Consider the following 18653-nt stretch of genomic DNA (forward strand, 5'->3'; position numbering starts at 1 on the left):
CAGGACGGTGAGGAGCGGATGCCGACGCATCCGCTCCTTCGCCATCTCCGCCGTTCGACGAAGCGCCGGAGCCGTAATATATGCGCTCCGGTGGGATACCAAACTTGTCCGCCAGGTCACAGAGTGACATAATTCCGGCATGGTGGGGGTGGGGACTACCGGCGAACTCGAGTCGGTGCGAGTGACGCGCGTTCTTCGAGATGACATCGTGCTCGGTCGGCGCGCCCCGGGATCACGTCTCATCGAACGGGACATCGCGGCTGAGCTCAACGTGTCGCGGCTGCCCGTGCGCGAAGCGATCCGCACTCTCGTCAGTGAGGGAGTGGTCGTCGCCCGCCCGCGGACCTGGGCCGTCGTGCGGGAGTTCACGCATCGTGACATCCGAGATTTCGGAGAGGTCCGCGAGGCGATCGAGACCCTGATCTTCGTCTTCGCCGCCGAACGCCACACCGACGAGGGCATCGCGCGGCTCCGCGCTGCCTACGAGCGCGAGCTCGCCGCCGCATCCGCGGGTGAGGTCGAAGCCGCCCGCATCGCGGCGGGCGAGTTCCACGAGATCTCCGCCGAGCTGGCCGGCAACGACATGCTCAGTGAACTCATCGGAGTGTTCGTCACGCGCCTGCGCTGGCTCTTCGGGCAGCACGACGATCTGCTCGCGATGGCCGAGGAGCATCGCCTGATTCTCGAAGCGGTCGAGGCTCGTGACACCGACACCCTCCGCTGGATGATCCCCCGCCACCTCGCCAGCGGCCAGGAAGCAGCGGAACGGCGTCTCAGCGATCAGGCCTACTCGGCCTGAGCATCCGGCCGGTCCCGCCCTGCCGCGGACGCGCACCGGTCTGGAGAGTGATCTCCGGCGAGGATATATTGGCCCTACGGAATCGTTCCGGAAGTCGTCGTGTCCTGGGGAGCGATATGAGAGCCGTCGCCGTCGTCGCCGGGGGCCTGCTGCTGCTCGGTGGAACGGTGCTCATCGCGGTTGCCGATCAGCAACGCGTGGAGGCGCTTGATCAAGCGAAGGCGGCCGTGGTCGAGGCCGAAGAGCGGCTCGACGTCGCGCGAGACGCGAACCTCCGACTCGCCGAGCAGCTGACCGCCCTGCGCACGGTCATCGCCGACCAGGAGACGCTGCTCTCCGACACGACGGGTCTCCTGCCATGAGGCGGTCCCGGTGATCCGGCGGGTCCTCTCCGTCGCCATGGTCGCCACACTGATGCTGGCTGCTGGCGTGGTCTCTCGTGCTGTCGCGCTCGACGAGGACAGGGCGGCTGCGATCGCCGAACTGCGGTCGCTCGCGCAGTCGACCCGCACGGCGGAGATGCGCACAGATCACCTCGAAGGGTCGATCGCGATCGCCGAGAAGGACACCGCTGCACGCGCCGCCGTGCTCGAGGTGCGGCCCGCGTTCGTCGTGGAGATCGCCGCGCTGCGCGAGGCGATGGAGGGAGCCGACGGCAAGATCGACACGTCGGCGCACCGAGCAGCGGCGATGTCGGCTCAGGCGTCGGTGCTCGCCGAGCGGAAGGACCCGGCGACCGTCATCGCCGCCACAGCCACGGTGCACTCGCTCATCGACAGGGTCGGGCAGGACGTCGGCAATTGGGAGGCGGCGCAGTACGCGGCGCCGTCGGGCCCTGCCTGGTCGTCGAGCGGGCCGGATGGGTTCGCACGGGTGCGCGCAGCCCTCGACCGGGTCGGCGGCGGGGGAGTCGGCCTCTACGAATCGGCCTCGTGTGCGGGAGGGACCGCGCCGGCGTGCGCGAACAGCAGCGGTTACATCAAGTACCGTGCCGACATCGTCGGCTGGAGTGCAGACCAGCTGAACTGGGCGATGGCGCACGAGCTGGCCCACATCTACCAGTTCCGGGTCTGGGGTGCGCTGACCTCGTCGGACGTCTACCGCTCGTCTTTCGGGGGCGACCCCGAGTTCCTCGCGAACTGCATGGCGGTCGTGCGCGGCTACCCCGGGCCCATCGGGTGCGACAGTGAGCAGCAGGCGTGGGCGTCGGGGATCTGGGTCGGCGCGGTCCGCTGAGTCAGGCGATCGGGGTGGTCGTGTCGATGGCCTCGCGCAAGGGGCGGCGCATGACCCGCCAGTAGCCCGTCGGTGCGAGGCGAGCGAGCACATCGATCAGACGCGCCTCCCGCCCGATCATGCTGCGCGCGCGGCGACGCTCCGTCGCCCGCACGATCTGCGCGGCGGCATCCGCTGGCTCGGTGTGGTACATCGCTGCCTGCGCGCCTGCGGCGCGTGCGGCGACCGCGGGGTCGATCGCCGCGGCATAGCGTCCGTGCAGGATGATCCCCGTGCGGACTCCGGCGGGGTACACCGCGCCGACCGTCACCGACGTGCCCTCGAGCTCGTGCCGAAGTGCCTCGGAGAACCCGCGCACCGCGAACTTGCTCAGGGAGTAGGGGATGCGTCCTGCGGGCGCGGCCAGCGCGTACACGCTCGCGAGGTGGGTGATGTGCGCGGCGTGAGCCGAACGCAGGGCGGGCAGCAGCGCCTTCGTGATCGACACGGTTCCCCAGAGGTTCACGTCGGTCAGCCAGCGCATCTCCTCCATGGTCAGCTGATCGATATCGCCGAGCATCGACGACCCCGCGCACGTGATCAGGGCGTTCACGCGGCGGTGCGCCGCGGTGATCTCGGCGGCCGCAGCGAAGACGGCGTCGTCGTCGCGCAGGTCGACGACGTGCGTGGTGACGGTGGTGCCCTCGAGTTCGGCCGCCAGGGCTGCGAGTCCGTCGGCGTTGTGGTCGATGAGCGCCAGATGCACGCGTCGGCGGGCCAGCAGGCGGGCGATGTCAGCCCCCATCCCGCTCGCGGCGCCGGTGATGACCGTCGTGCTTCCGGTGAGCGTGAGACGCTTCATCGCATCCCTCCTGGCGGCGATCGGGAGTGCAGCCGGTCGTGGAGCAGGTCTCGCGACCCGATTCCGATCCATTCTGGCCCACTGCAACCGAGAGCGATACCGGTACGCTCGAAGCAAGGAGGTAGCGGTGGGACGAACTGCAGATGCCATCGCAGAAGGCGTCGCGATCGCGACCGCTGCGGCGCGCCTCGCCGTCAAGAATCACATCCTCATCGGCACGATCGCCGAGAACGGGGTCTTCGACACGGACAAGTACATCGCCGACGCGCGCGAAGCGCTGCGGGCGATGGCCGAGGAGTCCGAAGAGGTCGAGCGCAACCTGACCGAGCTGCGCAAGCGCGCTCGCGGGCGTCACTCCGATCCCTCGGGCACCCACGACTACCGCGACCGCGACGTGCGCAACCTGCGTCGGCGGGCCAAGCAGTCGCACGGGGTCGCGACCAAGCTGCGCGACATGATGGAGGACGAGGCCGCACTGCGTGTCATCGTCGAAGAAGCTCGTGAGGGCGCCTGGGCCGACGTGCGGCACAACCTCGATCGCCGGCTGCGCGTCGAAGGCATGCGGCCCGATCAGGACCCCGATTACGAGCGCATGCGCGAGGCGCGGATGCAGGCGCTGCGGCTCGTCGATCTGCAGGCTCTGTCGTCTCTGCAGCGCGCGAAGGCAAAGCGCAAGAAGAAGCAGAACACGCCCGACGGTGACGAGTGAGCCCTCGTTTCGCTTTCGCGTCGCGTCTGTTGTAGGCTGTTCTACGGCCCGCTGAGCGGTCCAGGAGCGCCCGTAGCTCAATGGATAGAGCATCTGACTACGGATCAGAAGGTTAGGGGTTCGAGTCCCTTCGGGCGCACATCAGCTGAAACCCCCGTCGCGAAAGCGGCGGGGGTTTTGCGTTCTGGGGGGCGAGCGCGGGCAGGAGCGGGGCGTGACGCCGCGTCAGTCCCCGGGGTCAGTCCCAGGAGGATCCGGCTCGATAGGCTCATGGCCATGACGCTTCCCGAGCAGGCCCAGAGTAATCGTGCGTGGCACGTGGTCGCCCTCGTGGCCGGAGTTCTGGCGATCGTGTCACTCTTCGTGGTACCCAGCGGGATCGTCGGGTACCTCGTCGCGATCGCGATCGCCTCCGTGGCTGTGATGGTCGGTCACCTGGCCGTGCGGCGTCGCGGCGCGTTCCGTGCCGCGGCCATCGTCGGGCTCATCCTCGCCTATCTGGGGTTGATCGCGCCTGTCGGACTGCTCGTGGTCCGGCTCACCCGAATGTTCGCCGCCTGAGCGGCCTCAGTCGAGCAGGCTCGTGATGGCCGGGTCGCGGCGGGCTACCTCTGCCGCCGTGCCGACGATCACGTGCCGCATCGCGGCGACCGCGACGGCGGGCGTGACGTCGGCGCGGTGCGCCAGGCTCACGGTGCGCCTCATCATCGGGTGCGAGATCCTGACCGATCGCAGCGCCGGCTGATCGAGCAGCACCATCGCCGGAACCACGGCCACGCCGACTCCGCGTTCGACGAAGCGGAGCAGCGCATCCATCTCTGCGCCCTCGAGGACGACGGTCGGGGTGAGTCCTGCCGAGCGGAACGCCGCATCGGTGGTCGCCCGCAGCTCGTAGGTCTCGTCGAGGGCGATCAACGGAAGAGTGGCGAGGTGATGGAGGGTCATCGACGACGAGCTCGACACCGGAGGCTCGGACGCCGCAGACACCACCACGAGTTCCTCGGTCAGCAACGGCATCCGAGTCAGACTGAAACCCGAAGGCGGGGGTCCCTCCGACTCGGTGATGAGCGCGATGTCGACGGCCCCGACGGCCAGCTGGTCGACGAGCAGCCTCGACCCGCTCTCGGTCAGATGCAGGTCGACGCCGGGATGTGCCGCATGGAAGGTGCTGATGGCTTCGGCGACGAGGCTGATGCAGAGGGTGGGCGGCGCTCCGAGACGCACGCGTCCGCGGCGGAGCCCTGCGAGCTCGGCCATCTCCTCACGGATCGCGTCGGACTCTGCGAGCATCCGCTGCGCGCGGGGGAGCAGCGCCTCTCCGGCCGCGGTGAGGCCGATGTGCCCGCGAGCCCGGTGGAAGAGCTCGGCGCCGAGTTCGCGTTCGAGGGTCGAGATCTGTCGACTCAGTGACGGCTGGGCGAGGTGCAGGTGCTCGGAGGCGCGGGTGAAATGACCGAGGCGGGCGACCTCGACGAACCCGCGGAGCTGCTCGAGGTTCATGTTTTCAGTGTATCGATACCAGTAGAACAATGCATTGGAGTTATTAGTGCACCCTACCTAGCGTGGAGGGCATGAGTACTCGCGAACGTCAGATCTCCACCACGGTCCTCGTCATCGGCACCGGCGGCTCCGGGCTGCGGGCGGCGATCGAGGTCGCCGAACACGGCATCGACGTCCTCGCCGTCGGCAAGCGCCCCCGACAGGATGCCCACACCTCCCTCGCCGCCGGCGGCATCAACGCCGCGCTCGGCACCATGGACGAGGGCGACAGCTGGCAGCAGCACGCGGCCGACACCATCAAAGAGAGCTACCTGCTCGCGAACCCCCACACGGTCGAGATCGTGACGCAGGGTGCTGAGCGCGGCATCCGCGACCTCGAGCGCTGGGGCATGGACTTCGCCCGCGAACACGACGGGCGCATCTCGCAGCGGTTCTTCGGAGCCCACACCTTCCGTCGCACCGCGTTCGCCGGCGACTACACCGGGCTCGAGATACAGCGCACGCTCGTCGCCAAGGCCGAGCAGCTCGAGGTGCCGATCCTCGACCACGTCTACATCACGCGTCTGCTCGTGCGCGACAACGTCGTGTTCGGCGCCTACGGCTTCGACCAGTCCGACGGCACGCGCTACCTGATCCACGCGGATGCCGTGATCCTCGCCGCCGGCGGCCACAACCGCATCTGGCGCCGCACCTCGTCGCGCCGCGATGAGAACACGGGTGACTCGTTCCGGCTCGCGGTCGACGCCGGCGCCCGGCTGCGCGACCCGGAGCTCGTGCAGTTCCACCCCTCCGGAATCATCGAACCCGAGAACGCGGCCGGAACCCTGATCTCCGAGGCCGCCCGCGGCGAGGGCGGCATCCTGCGCAACGCGCTCGGCGAGCGGTTCATGTCGAAGTACGACCCCGAGCGCATGGAGCTCTCGACCCGCGACCGCGTCGCGCTCGCCGCGTACACCGAGATCGCCGAGGGGCGTGGAACCGAGAACGGCGGCGTCTGGCTCGATGTGTCGCACCTGCCGCGCGAGACGATCATGACCCGTCTGCCGCGGGTGTACCAGACGATGATGGAGCTGCAGATGCTCGACATCACCACCGAGCCGATCGAGATCGCGCCCACCGCGCACTACTCGATGGGTGGCGTGTGGGTGCGTCCTGACGACCACCAGACCGACGTCGACGGACTCTATGCGATCGGCGAGGCGTCGAGCGGGCTGCACGGAGCGAACCGCCTCGGCGGCAACTCCCTCATCGAGTTGCTCGTCTACGGCCGCATCGTCGGTCAGGCGGCCATGGCGCACGCGGCAGGGCTCGACGCCCAGCGTCGGTCAGCGGATGCGGTGGCGCAGGCCCGTGCCGAGATCGACGACCTCCTCGTCGCCGACGGCCGCGAGAACGTGCGGGCGCTGCAGCGCGCGATCCGCAACACCATGACGCAGCACGCGGGTGTCGTGCGCTCGGAGGAGGGGCTGCGGGCCGGCCTCGCCGAACTCGACATGATCGAGGGGCGCATGGAGGACATCGGCATCCACCCCGACATCGCCGGGTTCCAGGACCTCGCGCACGCGTTCGACCTGAAGGCGTCGGCACTCGCCGCACGAGCCACGCTCGAGGCGGCGCTGGAGCGCCGGGAGACCCGCGGATGCCACAACCGCAGCGACTACCCCGACACCGACCCGACGCTGCAGGTCAACCTCGTCTGGTCGCCCACGGGCGGTGTGACGCACGAGTCGATCCCTGAGATCCCCGCCGAGATCGCCGAGCTCATGCGCGAGGTCGACACCGAGGGCAAGCTCGTCGAGTAGCCCCTCCCGAACTCGCTCCCGTCGCCGGGTGCATCGCGACGGGAGCGGCCGGGTGGCCGAGCGAGGTAGGAGTCGCTCAGTCGCCCTCGTCGGTCTCCGGACCGTCGATGACCCCGATCCCGACCGCTTCATGGTCGGGCTCGGGGTCGTTTCGCGTCGGGGCCTTGGGCTCTTCGGAGGGTTCCTTCTCGGTGCTCGGCTCTTCGAGCTCGTCGTTGCTCGGAACTTCGGAGGGGCCCGCGTCTTCGGGGGAGTCGGCCTCCGCCGGCTTCTCGGCGGTGCTCCCCGTGTCCTTGAACTCGCCGACGTCGCCGGAGGACGGCGTCGGGGTCGGCGTCTGCGCCTCGGGGGTGAGGTCGGAGGTCGCGTCCTGCTCAGGCGTGCTGTTCGTCATGGTCGTCCCTTTCGCATCGAATGCACCACCAGGATCCGGCTCCGATTCCGCGGCGAGAAGGGCCTTGACGGCAGTGCCCCCATCCGTCTTCCCGCGCACGACGTAGGCTGAGGAGGTGACAGCGTACGTCTCGGCCTTCGACCTCTTCTCCATCGGAGTGGGGCCTTCGAGCTCCCATACCGTCGGGCCGATGCGGGCGGCGCTCGAATTCGCCCATCGCCTGCGCTCGACAGGAGCGATCGATCGCGTCGCGCGCATCGGGTGCACGCTGTACGGCTCTCTCGGCGCCACCGGAATCGGACACGGAACACCGGATGCCGTGGTCGCGGGCCTCCGCGGACTCGCCCCGGAGACCTGTGATCCGGCCGATGTGCGGGCGGCGTGGACAGATCTCCGCGACGGTGCGACGGTGCGAATCGACGGGTCTCACGAGATCCCGTTCTCGAAGACCGACATCGTGTTCGAGCCTCGCACCCGACTGCCCGGTCACCCGAACGCCATGACGATCACCGCGTGGGATGCCGCGGGGGGCGTCGTCGCCGAGGAGACCTACTACTCCGTCGGCGGCGGGTTCATCCGTCGGGATGGACAAGACGCGAAGCTCGCCTCGGCCCCGCTGCCGTACTCGTATGCCGATGCCGCGTCCCTGCTCGCGCTGTGCGACGAGCACGGACTGTCCATCGCCGAGGTCGCGCGTCTGAACGAGACCGCCGAGCGCCCCGAAGAGGAGGTCGCCGCCGGACTCGACGCGATCTGGGATGCCATGGCGGCGTGCGTCGACAACGGACTGCACTCTGACGGTGTGCTGCCCGGCATGCTCAAGGTCAAGCGTCGCGCGAGTGCGATCCGTGGGCAGCTCGAAGAGGCCGAGGCCGACGGGCATCGGGAGCTGCCGGGGGAGTGGTTGGGTGCTTTCGCGCTCGCCGTCAACGAGGAGAACGCGGCGGGCGGTCGGGTCGTCACCGCTCCGACGAACGGTGCCGCCGGCATCCTCCCCGCCGTCGCCATGTACTGGTGGCGGTTCCTCGCCGACTCGGGCCTCGGCGTCGGCAACGCGGTGACGCCCTATGGCGAGCTCGTCGGCAGTGCATTGCTCGGCTTCGGCGCGGAGGCGTCGCTCGTCGCGGTCGGAGCGATCGACGACCCCGACGCGGTCGCCGAGGCGAACCGCCGCCGCGGCATCCGACGCTTCCTGCTCACTGCTACTGCTCTCGGATCGTTGTTCAAGGCGAACGCGTCGATCTCGGGGGCCGAGGGCGGATGCCAGGCCGAGGTCGGCTCCGCGTGCGCGATGGCCGCAGGCGGCCTCACTGCCGTGATGGGTGGCACGAACCGACAGATCGAGAACGCCGCCGAGATCGCCATGGAGCATCACCTCGGGCTCACCTGCGATCCGATCGGCGGCCTCGTGCAGATCCCGTGCATCGAGCGCAACGCGATCGCCGCCTCGACCGCGGTCACGGCTGCGCGCCTCGCGCTGCGCGGTGACGGCAGCCACTACGTGTCGCTGGACGCCGTCGTGGAGACCATGCGCCAGACCGGCATCGACATGTCGACCAAGTACAAGGAGACCAGCGAGGGCGGCCTCGCGGTCAACGTGATCGAGTGCTGAACTGAATCGTCGTGTCGGCGGTGGCGGTTAGCCTCCTTCCAGGGAGGTGCTGATGGATTCGATCTGGAGACCGGGCAGCCGACGACGACGTGAGCAGCCGATCGTGGCCGTGCGGGCGAACAGCGATGCGCCCGCGCCGGGGCGGCTCTGGCCGACGACGATCCCCGCGGTGGCGCAGGTGCTGCGCGAGGGGATCGACCTCGCACCCGGCGTCACCTTTCTCGTCGGTGAGAACGGCAGCGGCAAGTCGACCATCGTCGAAGGGATCGCCGTCGCCTACGGGCTCTCGCCCGAAGGTGGGTCGAGGCAGGCGAAGCACAGCACGCGACCGACAGAATCGCCGCTGTCGGAATGGCTGCAGCTGCAACGAGGTGTCGGTGCCGACCGGTGGGGCTTCTTCCTTCGGGCCGAGACGATGCACTCGTTCTACACATACCTTGAAGAGAATCCCTCGTCGAGCGGCGACGTCCCCTTCCACGAGATGAGTCACGGCGAGTCGTTCCTCGCGCTGCTCGACAGCCGTTTCGATTCGCCCGGCTTCTACTGTCTCGACGAACCGGAGGCCGCGCTGTCGTTCCAATCGACGCTCGCGCTGATCGCCGTGCTGCAGCGCATCGTCGACGGCGGCGGCCAGGTGCTGTGCGCCACGCACTCGCCGGTGCTCGCGGCTTTCCCGGGAGCGCAGATCCTCGAAGTGGGGGAGTGGGGCATCCGGCCCGCCGAGTGGAACGAGCTCGAACTCGTCAACCACTGGCGGTCGTTCCTGCAGGACCCGCCCCGGTATCTGCGGCATCTGCTCGACTAGCGAGCCGAGCGGTTCTTGGTGTGCTTCGTGGGCACGGCGGCCCAGGGATCCTCCGGCCAGGGATGCCGGGGGTATCGTCCCCGCATCTCGGCGCGCACCTGGCCGTACGGACCTGACCAGAACGAGGCGAGGTCATCGGTGACCGCGAGCGGACGCCCCGCGGGCGACAGGAGATGGAACAGAACCGGCACCCGCCCGTCGACCAGCCGAGGGGTCTCCGCCCAGCCGAAGCACTCCTGCAGCTTCACGGCGACGACCGGGCGAGCGGTGGCGTCGTCGGGGTCGGGATAGTCGATGCGGATGCGGGATCCGCTCGGCACCTCAAGACGCTCCGGGGTCAGCTCGTCGAGGCGCGCCGCCTCGGGCCACGGCAGCAGTCGGCGAAGTGCCGACGACAGAGAGATCCGCCCCGCCGGCGTGCCACCGGCCAGAGCGTCGAGTTCGGGCGCCAGCCACTCATCGAGAGCCTCAAGCAGCCCGGCATCCGACACATCGGGCCAGGGTGCGCCCAGCTCGCGTCGTAGCAGGCCCAACCGACGGCGCAGCGCGGCGGCCGTGTCAGACCAGGTGAACATGCCGAGTCCCTCACGCCGGATCGCGCGGCGCACGGCATCGCGCCCCTCCTGCGCCGACGCCCGCACGGGCGAGGACGAACGCAGGATCGCGCCGACGCGGCGTTCGCGGCGCGCCTGGACGCGGCCCGCCGTGAACTCCGCCTCGACACGGTCGGTCATCAGGTGATTCGCCGCGCGCTCCATCTGCGCCTCGGTGAGCACGGCCGCCGATCGGATGATCGCGCCGGAGCCGGCAGCCGCCCGTGCCGAGGCGCGGGCGACGTCGGCGACGGCGAGCCATTCGACGGCCGAGAGCGGACCACGCACCCCCGCCCGGGTGCCGGACGCCAGCAGGAACGTCGCTCCCTCGGCGGTGCGCTCGACACGATGGGCGATCCGCTCGGGAAACGCCAGCGCGATCACGAGGCCGACGCCGTCGAGTCCTGATCGCGCGTCCGGTGCCTGTCGGACCATGCGCTCGAGGCGATTCGCGTCGTCGCGCCATCGACGCGCATCCGGTGCGCGTCCGCCCCGCAGGGCGATGAGGGCCTGGGCGACGTCGGCCTCGGCGATACGCAGGTCGCCGCCGAGCACCGCGACGACCTCGGCCGCAAGACGGCTGCCGACGACCGGGCTGCCGTCGCGGAGAGCGCGGGCGAGCCGAGGATCCGCAGGAACCCGAGCGAGTGCGCGGCCCTCGGCGGTGGCGCGACCCTCGTCGTCGATCGCGCCGAGACCGCGAAGCACCGAGACGGCATCGGCCAGGTTGTCTGCGGGCAGCGGATCGATCATGCGCAGACCCGCGCCGCCCGGAGCGCCCCAGCAGGCGAGCAGCAGAGCGGCATCCGCGAGGTCGGTCACCGCGATCTCGGGGGCCGGGCGTGCGGGAGCCGCCGCATAGGAGCGCTCGTCGACACAGCGGATGACGGTGCCGGGGCCCTGTCGTGTCGCTCGACCAGCGCGCTGCACGCACGACGAACGCGACGCGGCGGTCGTGACCAGGCCCGTCATGCCGCGGGTGGCATCGCGCTGCGGATGCCGCGACAGACAGCTGTCGACCACCAGACGCACACCCGGCACCGTGAGAGAGGACTCTGCGAGCGACGTCGTGACGATGATGCGCGGGCGGTCGTCCGGGGAGCGGCCGCGGATCACGGCATCCTGTTCCGCCGCGGGGATCTGGCCGTGCAGCTCCCGCACGTCGAACGCGTCGCTCGCGTCGCGGATGCGGCGGGCGATCTCCGACACCTCGCGCGCGCCCGGTGCGAAGACCAGCACGTCGGCGTCGCGGTTCTCACGGACCATGTCCAGAGCCGCTGCGGAGGTTGTGCGGGCTACGTGGTGGAGGAAACCCCAGGTGACCCCGCGCTCATCGAGGCGCGGCGTCGGGCTCGGAGCCCAGCGCTCGACGAGCGGGAAAGCCGGGACGTCGTGGTCGACGACCGGAGCCGGAAGGTCATCCGTGCCGAGCACTGCGGAGATACGCGCGGCGTCGAGCGTCGCCGACATGGCGACGACCACGAGGTCGTCCCGCAGCTCGCGCACCTCCGAGAGCAGACCGATCAGCAGATCGTTCTCGAGTGCGCGTTCATGCACCTCGTCGATGATCACGGCATCGACGCCGTCGAGTCCTGGATCGTCGATCATGCGTCGCAGCAGCACCCCGGCGGTGACGAACTCGACCTGGGTCTGCGGTCCCGTTGAGCGCTCGCCGCGCACGGTGAAGCCCACGCGGGTGCCCAACGGCGAGCCGTCGAGCTGTGCGAGGCGCCGTGCGGCTGCGCGAGCGGCGACACGACGGGGCTGGGTGACGATCACTCGTCCGGTCGACCGCGATGCGAGGAGCGGCGGCACGAGGGTGGTCTTTCCCGTGCCGGGCGGCGCGCTCACGACCACCGACGAGCTCGCGTCGAGAGCCGCGGAGAGCTCGTCGAGAGCAGCCGCGAACGACAGGCCTGCGCCGATGGCGGCGAGGTCGAAGGCGGCGGGTGGCATGCCTCCAGTCTGCCGGGTCCGACGTGCGGCGTTCACAATTCAGCAGGACTCCGGTCGATGTGCCCTGGAAGACGATCCCGCGCCACCGACGCAGCGATTCATGCTGAGTTTTGAACGGAGGTTCCCCGAGATAGAACGACGGATGCCGCGACCGATCCGGCCGCGGCATCCGCTGTGTTCTGTGTGCTGACTACTCCGCTGCAGGAGCCGGCGGTGCGGGCGGCGGCGGAGTGGTCGGGGTCGACTGGCGCGGCGCCGGAGCAGTGGCAGCGGCCACACCCTCGCCGATGCCACGGCCCACGGCCTGACCCTGGATGATCGACGCGAGGTCGAGGCCGGTCGCCGAGCTGACGCTGTCGAACACCGACTTCAGCGCCTTCGCGCTGTCGGCGCCGACGAGGTCCGAGGCGCCGCCGTCGCTCGAGCCGCCGATGATCGAGACGTTGCCGATCGCGGCGTAGCCCTTCGAGAACTCCGCCATGATCGACGGCAGCACATCGAGCACGCGCTGTGACAGGAACGCGTCCTGGTTCGACGCGATGGCCTTCGCCTCTGCCTCGACGGCTGCGGCTCGCGCCTCACCCTCGGCACGGATGGCGTCTGCCTCGGCGTTCGCCCGCAGGCGTCGAGCCTCGGATTCGGCCTCGGCCTGAGCACGCAGTGCGTCGGCCTCACCGGTCGCGCGGGCGATCGCTGCTGCGGCCTCACCGGCGGCCTTGGCCTTATCGGCCTCGGCCTGCTGCTCGGCGATGCGGGTGCGGGCCTCTGCCTGCTTGACCTGCTCGATCGCGCCGGCCTCTGCGGCACGCTCACGCGTGTAGAGCTCGGCCTGGGCCCGGGTCTCGGCCTCGTATCGCTGGGCATCGGCGACGCGCTTGACATCGGCGTCGAGCTGAGCCTGGCGGTTCTCGGCCTGCTGCTGCAGAACGGCCTGCTGAGCCTGTTCACGGGCGAGGTTCTCTGCCTGCTCGGCCTCGGCACGCGCACGGCCGATGCCGGCGTTCGAGTTCGCCGTGTTCGTGTCGAGCGCGGTCTGCTCGATCAGGTTGGCTTCCTGGTTGGCGATGTTCTTCTGGTTGATCGCACGGTCGGCGTTGGTCTGCGAGATCTCGGCGGACTGACGCTTCGCCTGGATCTCGGGAGCACCGAGCGACTGGATGTAGCCGACCTTGTCGGTGATGCCCTTGATCTGGAACGAGTCGAGGATCAGGCCCTGCTCGGCGAGCTCCTGCGAGACGTCGGCGGCGATCTGGTCGGAGAACTTCTTGCGCTCGCGCATGAGCTCGACGACCGAGAGGGTCGCGACGATTCCACGCAGCGCACCTTCGAGCTGCTCGGTGGTGAACTGCTCGATCGCCTTGTCCTGCGAAGCGAAGCGCTCGGCGGCTCGACGCACGAGGATGGGGTCCGAGCCGATCTTCACGATCGCGACGCCGTCGACGTTGAGCGTGACGCTGTCGAGAGACTGCGCCTCGGCATTGAGCGAGACCTGGCGCGATCGCAGCGAGATGATCTCGTGGCGCTGCGTGATCGGGTTGACCAGCGACTTGCCGTTCACGATGACCGTGACGGGCGACTCCGACATCTCGTCTTTGGTCGAGCCGTCTGCGCCGATGACGGCGCGCGCCACCTTCTGTTTGCGTCCCGAGATGACGAGCGCCTCATCGGCGCGCGCGACCTTGATCCAGCTGCGTGCGAACAGCAGCAGGATGAGCAGGACGACGATAGCGATGGCTATGCCGATCCCGACGATGATGAGGATGCCGACGATTCCGGCGATCTCCATGGATGACCTCCCTGGTTCCCCCCGAGGGGGCGGTCTCAGATGCCGGCGCGGCCGCGCGGGCGTTCACGCTCCACCCTGCCAGAGATCGGGGGATGCCGTCGAAGGAGTCGACGACTCGGGATGCGCCTCGGGAGGAGAAATGCTCTTCGGGAGGAGCCTCCAGCCCGAGGTCTCCTCCCGTGGGACAGATCTCCTCCCTGGGGCAGCGGTCCTCCCGTGGGGCAGATCCCCTCCCGAGGGCAGATCTCCTCCCGTGGGACAGATCTCCGTCGGGTCAGGACGGGGCCGGCACGCTGCTCAGCGGCCGCGGAGCTTCTCCGCCAGATCGCGCAGCGTCTTCAGCTCGGCGTCGTCGAGCCGCGACATCCGCTCGGCGATCGACCGGCCATGCACCGTGGCGACACTGCGAAACTCGCGGACGCCGGCATCCGTGGCCCTGATCAGCGCACCGCGCCCGTCGTCGGGGTCTGGGCACTTCGCGACGAGCCCGCGGGCGACCATACGGTCGACGAGACGAGAGACGCTCGGCTGGCTGATCAGCATGTTCGCGGTGACATCGCGCAGGCGGGCTGACATGCCGGGGGACCGGGTCACCGTGAGTAGGACGTCGTATTCGGCCTGCCCGAGTTCGGTGTGATCGAAGTCGGTGTTCATCTCGGTGAACAGCTCGTGCTGTGCGCGGAACAGGCTCTCCCAGGCCTCGAGGGCGAGCTTGCGATCGGTCATGGAGAACAGCGTACTGGCAACAGTAAAGGGCCGGTCGGAGAGGCTCCCGACCGGCCCTTGTCCCTTGCACCAAGAGTGTCCTGCAATCACATGCGGTGTATGCCACAGCAAACATTCACCGTGCGATCACTCTATAACGGCGAGATAACGAATGCAACGGTTTGGTCACGGAATCTTCGGTGCTTGTGAGGATGCGATCGGCCTCGACGCCGGGGCGGAAGTGATGAGGGTGCCTTGTCGGATGACGCGTCAGGAACCGTCGCGAAGATCGCCGAGCGTCGCCGCCGTGTATGTGACGGCATCGAAGCGCACGTCGCAGCCGTTTCCCATGGGGCTCTGGGCTTCGAGCCCGACAGTGACCTGCTGTTCTTCGGCCCCCAGTGCGAACCCTCGAACGAAGTCCCATCGCGTGCCGTCGACCGATGCGTGGAAGGCGTAGACCGTTCCGATGCGTGCGATGCGCAGCCAGACCTCGTCGCCCTCGACGAGGAACGCGTTCGCGTCGTCCGAGACTCCGCGGGTGACGACCGACACGACCATGGGCTTTCGATCGGGGGAGAACTCGAAGCAGAGCTTGGCCCACAGCGTTTCGTCGGCCCAGACGATCAGCACGCCGGCATCGAACGTGTCGGTGAAGTCGACGTGAACTCGAGCGGTCAGAGTGAAGTCGCCCTCAGCGGGACGACCGGTCAACGAGACCGCGTTCAGCTGACTCTCCGCAGCCACGCTGCCGCTCCCGCTCGGGTCGACGAAGAAGTCGCTGTGCGGCTTGGCCGTCACCAGGACGCTGTCTGCCTCTACTCGCCACGGCCAGTCCTCGGAGGGGTGCAGCGGGAAGGGGACGCCAGGGAGATCGACTCGAGTGTTCATCACACCATTGTGGCCAATCGAGATGCCTCGCAGATGAGAGACGGTCGACGCCGTCGGGTGGTGGCCAGCCCGGCTGAACGATCAGGACTGTCCTTTCGGACAGGGCGATCCCGTGCGCCGGGCGGGGGTGCTCGAGAGCCGTGCTGGCGAGGCTGGAGACATGAACATCTCCACATCTCCGCCGCTCCAGGCGCGCGGACTGCACAAGTCCTTCCATGGACGCGCTCGCGTCGACGGAGTCGGTTTCACCATCGAGTCAGGGAGGGTGGTCGGGCTGCTCGGGCCCAACGGCGCCGGCAAGACGACCACGATCCGGCTGCTGCTCGGACTCATCGCGGCGGACCAGGGCGAGGCCCTGGTCTTCGGCCGCCGTTACCGCGACCTCGAGCGGCCGGCGACGATGGTCGGCGCTGTGCTCGACGCCGGTGGCCTGCACCCCGCTCGCACCGGACGTGAGCACCTGCGCATCGCCGCGGCCCGCGCCGACGTCGCGATCGAGCGCGTCGATGTGGTCCTCGCCGAGGTGGGCATGACCTCCGACGCCGACCGCCGGTCCGGTGGCTATTCGCTCGGCATGAAGCAGCGCATCGCGATCGCCGCAGCTCTCCTCGGAGAGCCGAAGCTGCTCGTCCTCGACGAGCCGTCGAACGGCCTCGATCCGGCAGGCATGCGCTGGCTGCGTGATCGCCTACGTGCGTTCGCGGATGCTGGCGGTACGGTGCTGCTCTCTTCGCATCTGCTCTCCGACGTGCAGGACATCGCCGACGACATCGTCGTGATCGCCGATGGACGGGTCGTCGCAGACGTGACGCTGGCGGATGCCGTCGCCACGGCGAGCGGAGATCTCGAGGGCTACTACCTCCAGGTCACCGGAATTGCGGGGGTGCGCTGATGTTCCGCGCAGAACTCCTCGGACTGACCACCACCACGGCGACGAAGGTCAGCGCGCTCGTCGCCATCGTCGGGCTCATCCTGACGCAGTTGATGTTCGTGACCGTGCTCCCCGCGCTCGCTCGCGGCGACATCGGTCCCGGCGCAGCGGCGCTCGGTGCCGACCTCCCCGTGCTCGACCTGACATCGGCGACGGCGCAGCTCGACGCGATCAACCCGCTCGGCGCGTCGATGGGAGGCGGATCGATCGGCATCGCGCTCCTCGCCGTCGTGCTGCTCGGCACCCTCGCCGGCACCAGTGACGACCGGTACGGCGGCATGGTCGGAGCAGCCCTCGCGTCGCCGCGACGCGGTCGCATCGTCGCAGGCAAGGCCACGGCCGTCACGGTCGTCGGTGTCGTCATCGGCGCCGTCATGGCGGTCGTCAGTCTCATCGCCCTGCTCATCGCGCTCGCGATGACAGGAACGCCCTTCATCGTCGGCGCCGGGGACGTCGCCGCCACCCTCGGACGGGGTGTCGTCGCGGTCGCGGGCCTCGCCCTGATCGGCCTCGCGGTCGGCATCCTGGTGCGGACGCAACTCGCCGGCATCCTCACCATGCTCGCGGTGCTCTTCGCCGAGCCCCTCCTCACCGCCATGACCTCGCTGATCGGCGGCGGCTCCGCGCCGGTCTGGACGCAGTTCCTCCCCGTCGCGCTCGCGCAGAACGTCATCCACGGCGGTTCGGCCGACGTTCACGTCGGAGTGGCGCTGGCGGCCCTCGCCGCACTCACTGCGGCGGCGCTCGCCGCGGCATCCGTCGCTCTCTCCCGGCGCGACCTCTGATGCCCGACCCATCCGACAGCAAAGGAAACACCATGAACGGCAGCCCTACACCCCAGAACCAGCCCGCCCCCAGACGCAGGATGCGGACGGTGATCGCGATCGCGGCCGCCGCCCTGCTCGTTGCGGGAGCGATCACGGCCGGCGCGCTCTTCCGGGCATCCGATCGACCGGCATCGTCCGCGGATGCTGCGACGACCGGCGATCTCGAGACGAGATTGCAGTCTCTCGTCGATGCCGGCTACCCGGCGGCACTCGCGTCGGTGACCTCGCCGGACGGCGAGGTGGAGAACGCCGTCGCCGGCGAGGGCGACATCGAGACCGGCCAGGCGCCTCCGCTCGACGCAGAGGTGCGGATCGCCAGCAACACCAAGATGTTCGTCGCGACGATCGTGCTGCAGCTGGTCGATGAGGGTCTTGTCGACCTGGACGCCCCGATCGACACGTATCTTCCCGGGCTGATCAGGGGAGCGGGGATCGACGGCGCCGGCATCACCGTGCTCCAGCTGCTGCAGCAGACGACCGGTCTGCCGGAGTACGCCGACCAGATCGCGGCCGATGCCTTCGGCGCGCAGAAGAGGTACATCTCTCCGCGGGACATGCTCGACATCGCCCTCAGTCGTCCTGCGAGCTTCGCGCCGGGGGAGAAGTGGGAGTACAGCAACACGAACTACCTGGTGCTCGGGCTGCTGATCGAGGCGGTCACCGACCGTGCGATCGCACAGCAGATCGAAGAGCGCATCGTGACACCGCTGGCACTCGAGCACACGTACTTCCCCGCTCCGGGTGAGCTCCCGCTCCGCGGCGAGCACCCCACCGGCTACCATGCCGACGTTCCGGGAGAGCTGCGTGATATCTCCACCATGGACACCTCATTTGCCTGGTCGGCCGGCGCCATGGTGTCCACCCCGGCAGAGCTCAACACCTTCATGCGCGCGCTGCTGAACGGGGAGCTGCTGAGCGGTGCGGCGCTCGAGACGATGAAAACCTCTGTGCCGGCAGGCGATGAGCTCTGGCCGGAGGCCGAGTACGGACTCGGTCTGCAGCGGTACCCCCTCAGCTGCGGAGGATTCGCCTGGGGACACGGCGGTGACATCCCCGGCACCCAGACGCGCAATGCCGTCGCGCCGGACGGCACTGCCGCCACGATCGCGGTGACCGCGCTGCCCTGGGCAGTGGTCTCCCCGGACGACGAGGAGGTGCTGCTCGAGCAGTACCGGATCGTCGTCGAAGCACTCGACGAGACGCTGTGCGATCGGTGATCACACCTCGGTCCACTCCGGGTCCTGCCCCCAGACGGGGGCGGGGCGC

18 protein-coding genes and 1 tRNA gene are annotated in these 18653 nt (G+C 69.2%); 12 read left to right on the forward strand and 7 right to left on the reverse strand.

Going from position 1 to position 18653, the window contains the following annotated elements; all coding sequences use genetic code 11:
* Positions 1-139 precede the first annotated feature (139 nt).
* The 3 genes from FIV50_RS03325 (at position 140) to FIV50_RS03335 (ending at position 2035) form a co-directional block, all read left to right on the forward strand.
* Entirely contained in the window at positions 140-799 is a 660-nt protein-coding gene (locus tag FIV50_RS03325) for a GntR family transcriptional regulator (RefSeq protein ID WP_140036183.1), read from the forward strand.
* Positions 800-915: 116 nt separating this feature from the next.
* A complete protein-coding gene (locus FIV50_RS03330) occupies positions 916-1161 on the forward strand; it encodes a hypothetical protein (protein ID WP_140036184.1) in 246 nt (81 codons plus the stop codon).
* A gap of 10 nt (positions 1162-1171) precedes the next feature.
* On the forward strand, positions 1172-2035 hold the full coding sequence (locus FIV50_RS03335) for a hypothetical protein (protein WP_258184391.1): 864 nt from the start codon (positions 1172-1174) through the stop codon (positions 2033-2035).
* A 1-nt stretch (position 2036) separates the two neighbouring features.
* On the opposite strand, the gene FIV50_RS03340 is transcribed toward FIV50_RS03335, so the two are convergent.
* Positions 2037-2876, reverse strand: a complete 840-nt coding sequence (locus FIV50_RS03340; protein ID WP_140036185.1) for an SDR family NAD(P)-dependent oxidoreductase — start codon at positions 2874-2876, stop codon at positions 2037-2039.
* 127 nt (positions 2877-3003) lie between these two features.
* Between FIV50_RS03340 and FIV50_RS03345 the strand changes: the two genes are divergently transcribed.
* From FIV50_RS03345 to FIV50_RS03355, 3 genes are all read left to right on the forward strand, one after another.
* Positions 3004-3585, forward strand: a complete 582-nt coding sequence (locus tag FIV50_RS03345; RefSeq protein WP_140036186.1) for an asparagine synthase — start codon at positions 3004-3006, stop codon at positions 3583-3585.
* Positions 3586-3651: 66 nt separating this feature from the next.
* A tRNA-Arg gene (locus FIV50_RS03350) sits at positions 3652-3724 on the forward strand.
* Positions 3725-3861: 137 nt separating this feature from the next.
* Entirely contained in the window at positions 3862-4146 is a 285-nt protein-coding gene (locus FIV50_RS03355) for a hypothetical protein (RefSeq protein ID WP_140036187.1), read from the forward strand.
* 6 nt (positions 4147-4152) lie between these two features.
* On the opposite strand, the gene FIV50_RS03360 is transcribed toward FIV50_RS03355, so the two are convergent.
* Positions 4153-5085, reverse strand: a complete 933-nt coding sequence (locus FIV50_RS03360; RefSeq protein WP_140036188.1) for a LysR family transcriptional regulator — start codon at positions 5083-5085, stop codon at positions 4153-4155.
* A 71-nt stretch (positions 5086-5156) separates the two neighbouring features.
* Between FIV50_RS03360 and FIV50_RS03365 the strand changes: the two genes are divergently transcribed.
* The gene (locus FIV50_RS03365; protein WP_140036189.1) at positions 5157-6887 is read left to right on the forward strand and encodes an L-aspartate oxidase; all 1731 of its coding nucleotides are present in this window, start codon (positions 5157-5159) and stop codon (positions 6885-6887) included.
* 76 nt (positions 6888-6963) lie between these two features.
* Here FIV50_RS03365 and FIV50_RS03370 read toward each other — a convergent pair whose 3' ends face one another.
* Positions 6964-7281, reverse strand: coding sequence for a hypothetical protein (locus FIV50_RS03370; RefSeq protein WP_140036190.1), 318 nt, complete (start codon positions 7279-7281; stop codon positions 6964-6966).
* Between the two features lie 115 nt (positions 7282-7396).
* On the opposite strand from FIV50_RS03370, the gene FIV50_RS03375 reads away from it, so the two are divergent.
* Together FIV50_RS03375 and FIV50_RS03380 are read left to right on the forward strand one after the other, a co-directional pair.
* Positions 7397-8893 carry an L-serine ammonia-lyase, iron-sulfur-dependent, subunit alpha gene (locus tag FIV50_RS03375; RefSeq protein ID WP_140036191.1) on the forward strand — a complete coding sequence of 499 codons (1497 nt, stop codon included), beginning with the start codon at positions 7397-7399 and terminating at the stop codon, positions 8891-8893.
* A 52-nt stretch (positions 8894-8945) separates the two neighbouring features.
* Positions 8946-9698, forward strand: a complete 753-nt coding sequence (locus FIV50_RS03380; RefSeq protein WP_140036192.1) for an AAA family ATPase — start codon at positions 8946-8948, stop codon at positions 9696-9698.
* Here FIV50_RS03380 and hrpB read toward each other — a convergent pair.
* From hrpB to FIV50_RS03400, 4 genes are all read right to left on the reverse strand, one after another.
* A complete protein-coding gene (gene hrpB, locus FIV50_RS03385) occupies positions 9695-12247 on the reverse strand; it encodes an ATP-dependent helicase HrpB (RefSeq protein ID WP_140036193.1) in 2553 nt (850 codons plus the stop codon). The genes FIV50_RS03380 and hrpB overlap by 4 nt on opposite strands.
* Positions 12248-12437: 190 nt before the next feature.
* Positions 12438-14033, reverse strand: coding sequence for an SPFH domain-containing protein (locus FIV50_RS03390; RefSeq protein ID WP_140036194.1), 1596 nt, complete (start codon positions 14031-14033; stop codon positions 12438-12440).
* A gap of 297 nt (positions 14034-14330) precedes the next feature.
* Positions 14331-14759: a MarR family winged helix-turn-helix transcriptional regulator gene (locus FIV50_RS03395; RefSeq protein WP_140036195.1), complete on the reverse strand. Its 429-nt coding sequence runs from the start codon at positions 14757-14759 to the stop codon at positions 14331-14333.
* A gap of 249 nt (positions 14760-15008) precedes the next feature.
* Positions 15009-15629: a DUF1349 domain-containing protein gene (locus FIV50_RS03400; protein ID WP_140036196.1), complete on the reverse strand. Its 621-nt coding sequence runs from the start codon at positions 15627-15629 to the stop codon at positions 15009-15011.
* A 160-nt stretch (positions 15630-15789) separates the two neighbouring features.
* Here FIV50_RS03400 and FIV50_RS03405 point away from each other — a divergent pair, with 160 nt between their 5' ends.
* From FIV50_RS03405 to FIV50_RS03415, 3 genes are read left to right on the forward strand one after another with little or no spacing between them, the layout of a single operon-like run.
* Positions 15790-16521 (forward strand): ABC transporter ATP-binding protein, encoded by a 732-nt coding sequence (locus tag FIV50_RS03405; protein ID WP_140036197.1) that lies wholly within the window; start codon positions 15790-15792, stop codon positions 16519-16521.
* Entirely contained in the window at positions 16521-17345 is an 825-nt protein-coding gene (locus tag FIV50_RS03410) for a hypothetical protein (protein ID WP_140036198.1), read from the forward strand. Before FIV50_RS03405 ends, FIV50_RS03410 begins: the two co-directional genes overlap by 1 nt.
* A 32-nt stretch (positions 17346-17377) precedes the next feature.
* Positions 17378-18604 carry a serine hydrolase domain-containing protein gene (locus FIV50_RS03415; RefSeq protein WP_140036199.1) on the forward strand — a complete coding sequence of 409 codons (1227 nt, stop codon included), beginning with the start codon at positions 17378-17380 and terminating at the stop codon, positions 18602-18604.
* Positions 18605-18653 lie beyond the last annotated feature (49 nt).

The organism is Microbacterium foliorum, assembly GCF_006385575.1.
GTDB lineage: Bacteria > Actinomycetota > Actinomycetes > Actinomycetales > Microbacteriaceae > Microbacterium > Microbacterium foliorum_B.

What these genes read in the sequence shown, in the direction of transcription:
- FIV50_RS03325 (WP_140036183.1), top strand. Translation starts at nt 140, where the DNA reads ATGGTGGGGGTGGGGACTACCGGCGAACTCGAGTCGGTGCGAGTGACG.
- FIV50_RS03330 (WP_140036184.1), top strand. Translation starts at nt 916, where the DNA reads ATGAGAGCCGTCGCCGTCGTCGCCGGGGGCCTGCTGCTGCTCGGTGGA.
- FIV50_RS03340 (WP_140036185.1), bottom strand. Translation starts at nt 2,876, where the DNA reads ATGAAGCGTCTCACGCTCACCGGAAGCACGACGGTCATCACCGGCGCC.
- FIV50_RS03355 (WP_140036187.1), top strand. Translation starts at nt 3,862, where the DNA reads ATGACGCTTCCCGAGCAGGCCCAGAGTAATCGTGCGTGGCACGTGGTC.
- FIV50_RS03360 (WP_140036188.1), bottom strand. Translation starts at nt 5,085, where the DNA reads ATGAACCTCGAGCAGCTCCGCGGGTTCGTCGAGGTCGCCCGCCTCGGT.
- FIV50_RS03365 (WP_140036189.1), top strand. Translation starts at nt 5,157, where the DNA reads ATGAGTACTCGCGAACGTCAGATCTCCACCACGGTCCTCGTCATCGGC.
- FIV50_RS03370 (WP_140036190.1), bottom strand. Translation starts at nt 7,281, where the DNA reads ATGACGAACAGCACGCCTGAGCAGGACGCGACCTCCGACCTCACCCCC.
- FIV50_RS03380 (WP_140036192.1), top strand. Translation starts at nt 8,946, where the DNA reads ATGGATTCGATCTGGAGACCGGGCAGCCGACGACGACGTGAGCAGCCG.
- hrpB (WP_140036193.1), bottom strand. Translation starts at nt 12,247, where the DNA reads ATGCCACCCGCCGCCTTCGACCTCGCCGCCATCGGCGCAGGCCTGTCG.
- FIV50_RS03390 (WP_140036194.1), bottom strand. Translation starts at nt 14,033, where the DNA reads ATGGAGATCGCCGGAATCGTCGGCATCCTCATCATCGTCGGGATCGGC.
- FIV50_RS03395 (WP_140036195.1), bottom strand. Translation starts at nt 14,759, where the DNA reads ATGACCGATCGCAAGCTCGCCCTCGAGGCCTGGGAGAGCCTGTTCCGC.
- FIV50_RS03400 (WP_140036196.1), bottom strand. Translation starts at nt 15,629, where the DNA reads ATGAACACTCGAGTCGATCTCCCTGGCGTCCCCTTCCCGCTGCACCCC.
- FIV50_RS03405 (WP_140036197.1), top strand. Translation starts at nt 15,790, where the DNA reads ATGAACATCTCCACATCTCCGCCGCTCCAGGCGCGCGGACTGCACAAG.
- FIV50_RS03410 (WP_140036198.1), top strand. Translation starts at nt 16,521, where the DNA reads ATGTTCCGCGCAGAACTCCTCGGACTGACCACCACCACGGCGACGAAG.
- FIV50_RS03415 (WP_140036199.1), top strand. Translation starts at nt 17,378, where the DNA reads ATGAACGGCAGCCCTACACCCCAGAACCAGCCCGCCCCCAGACGCAGG.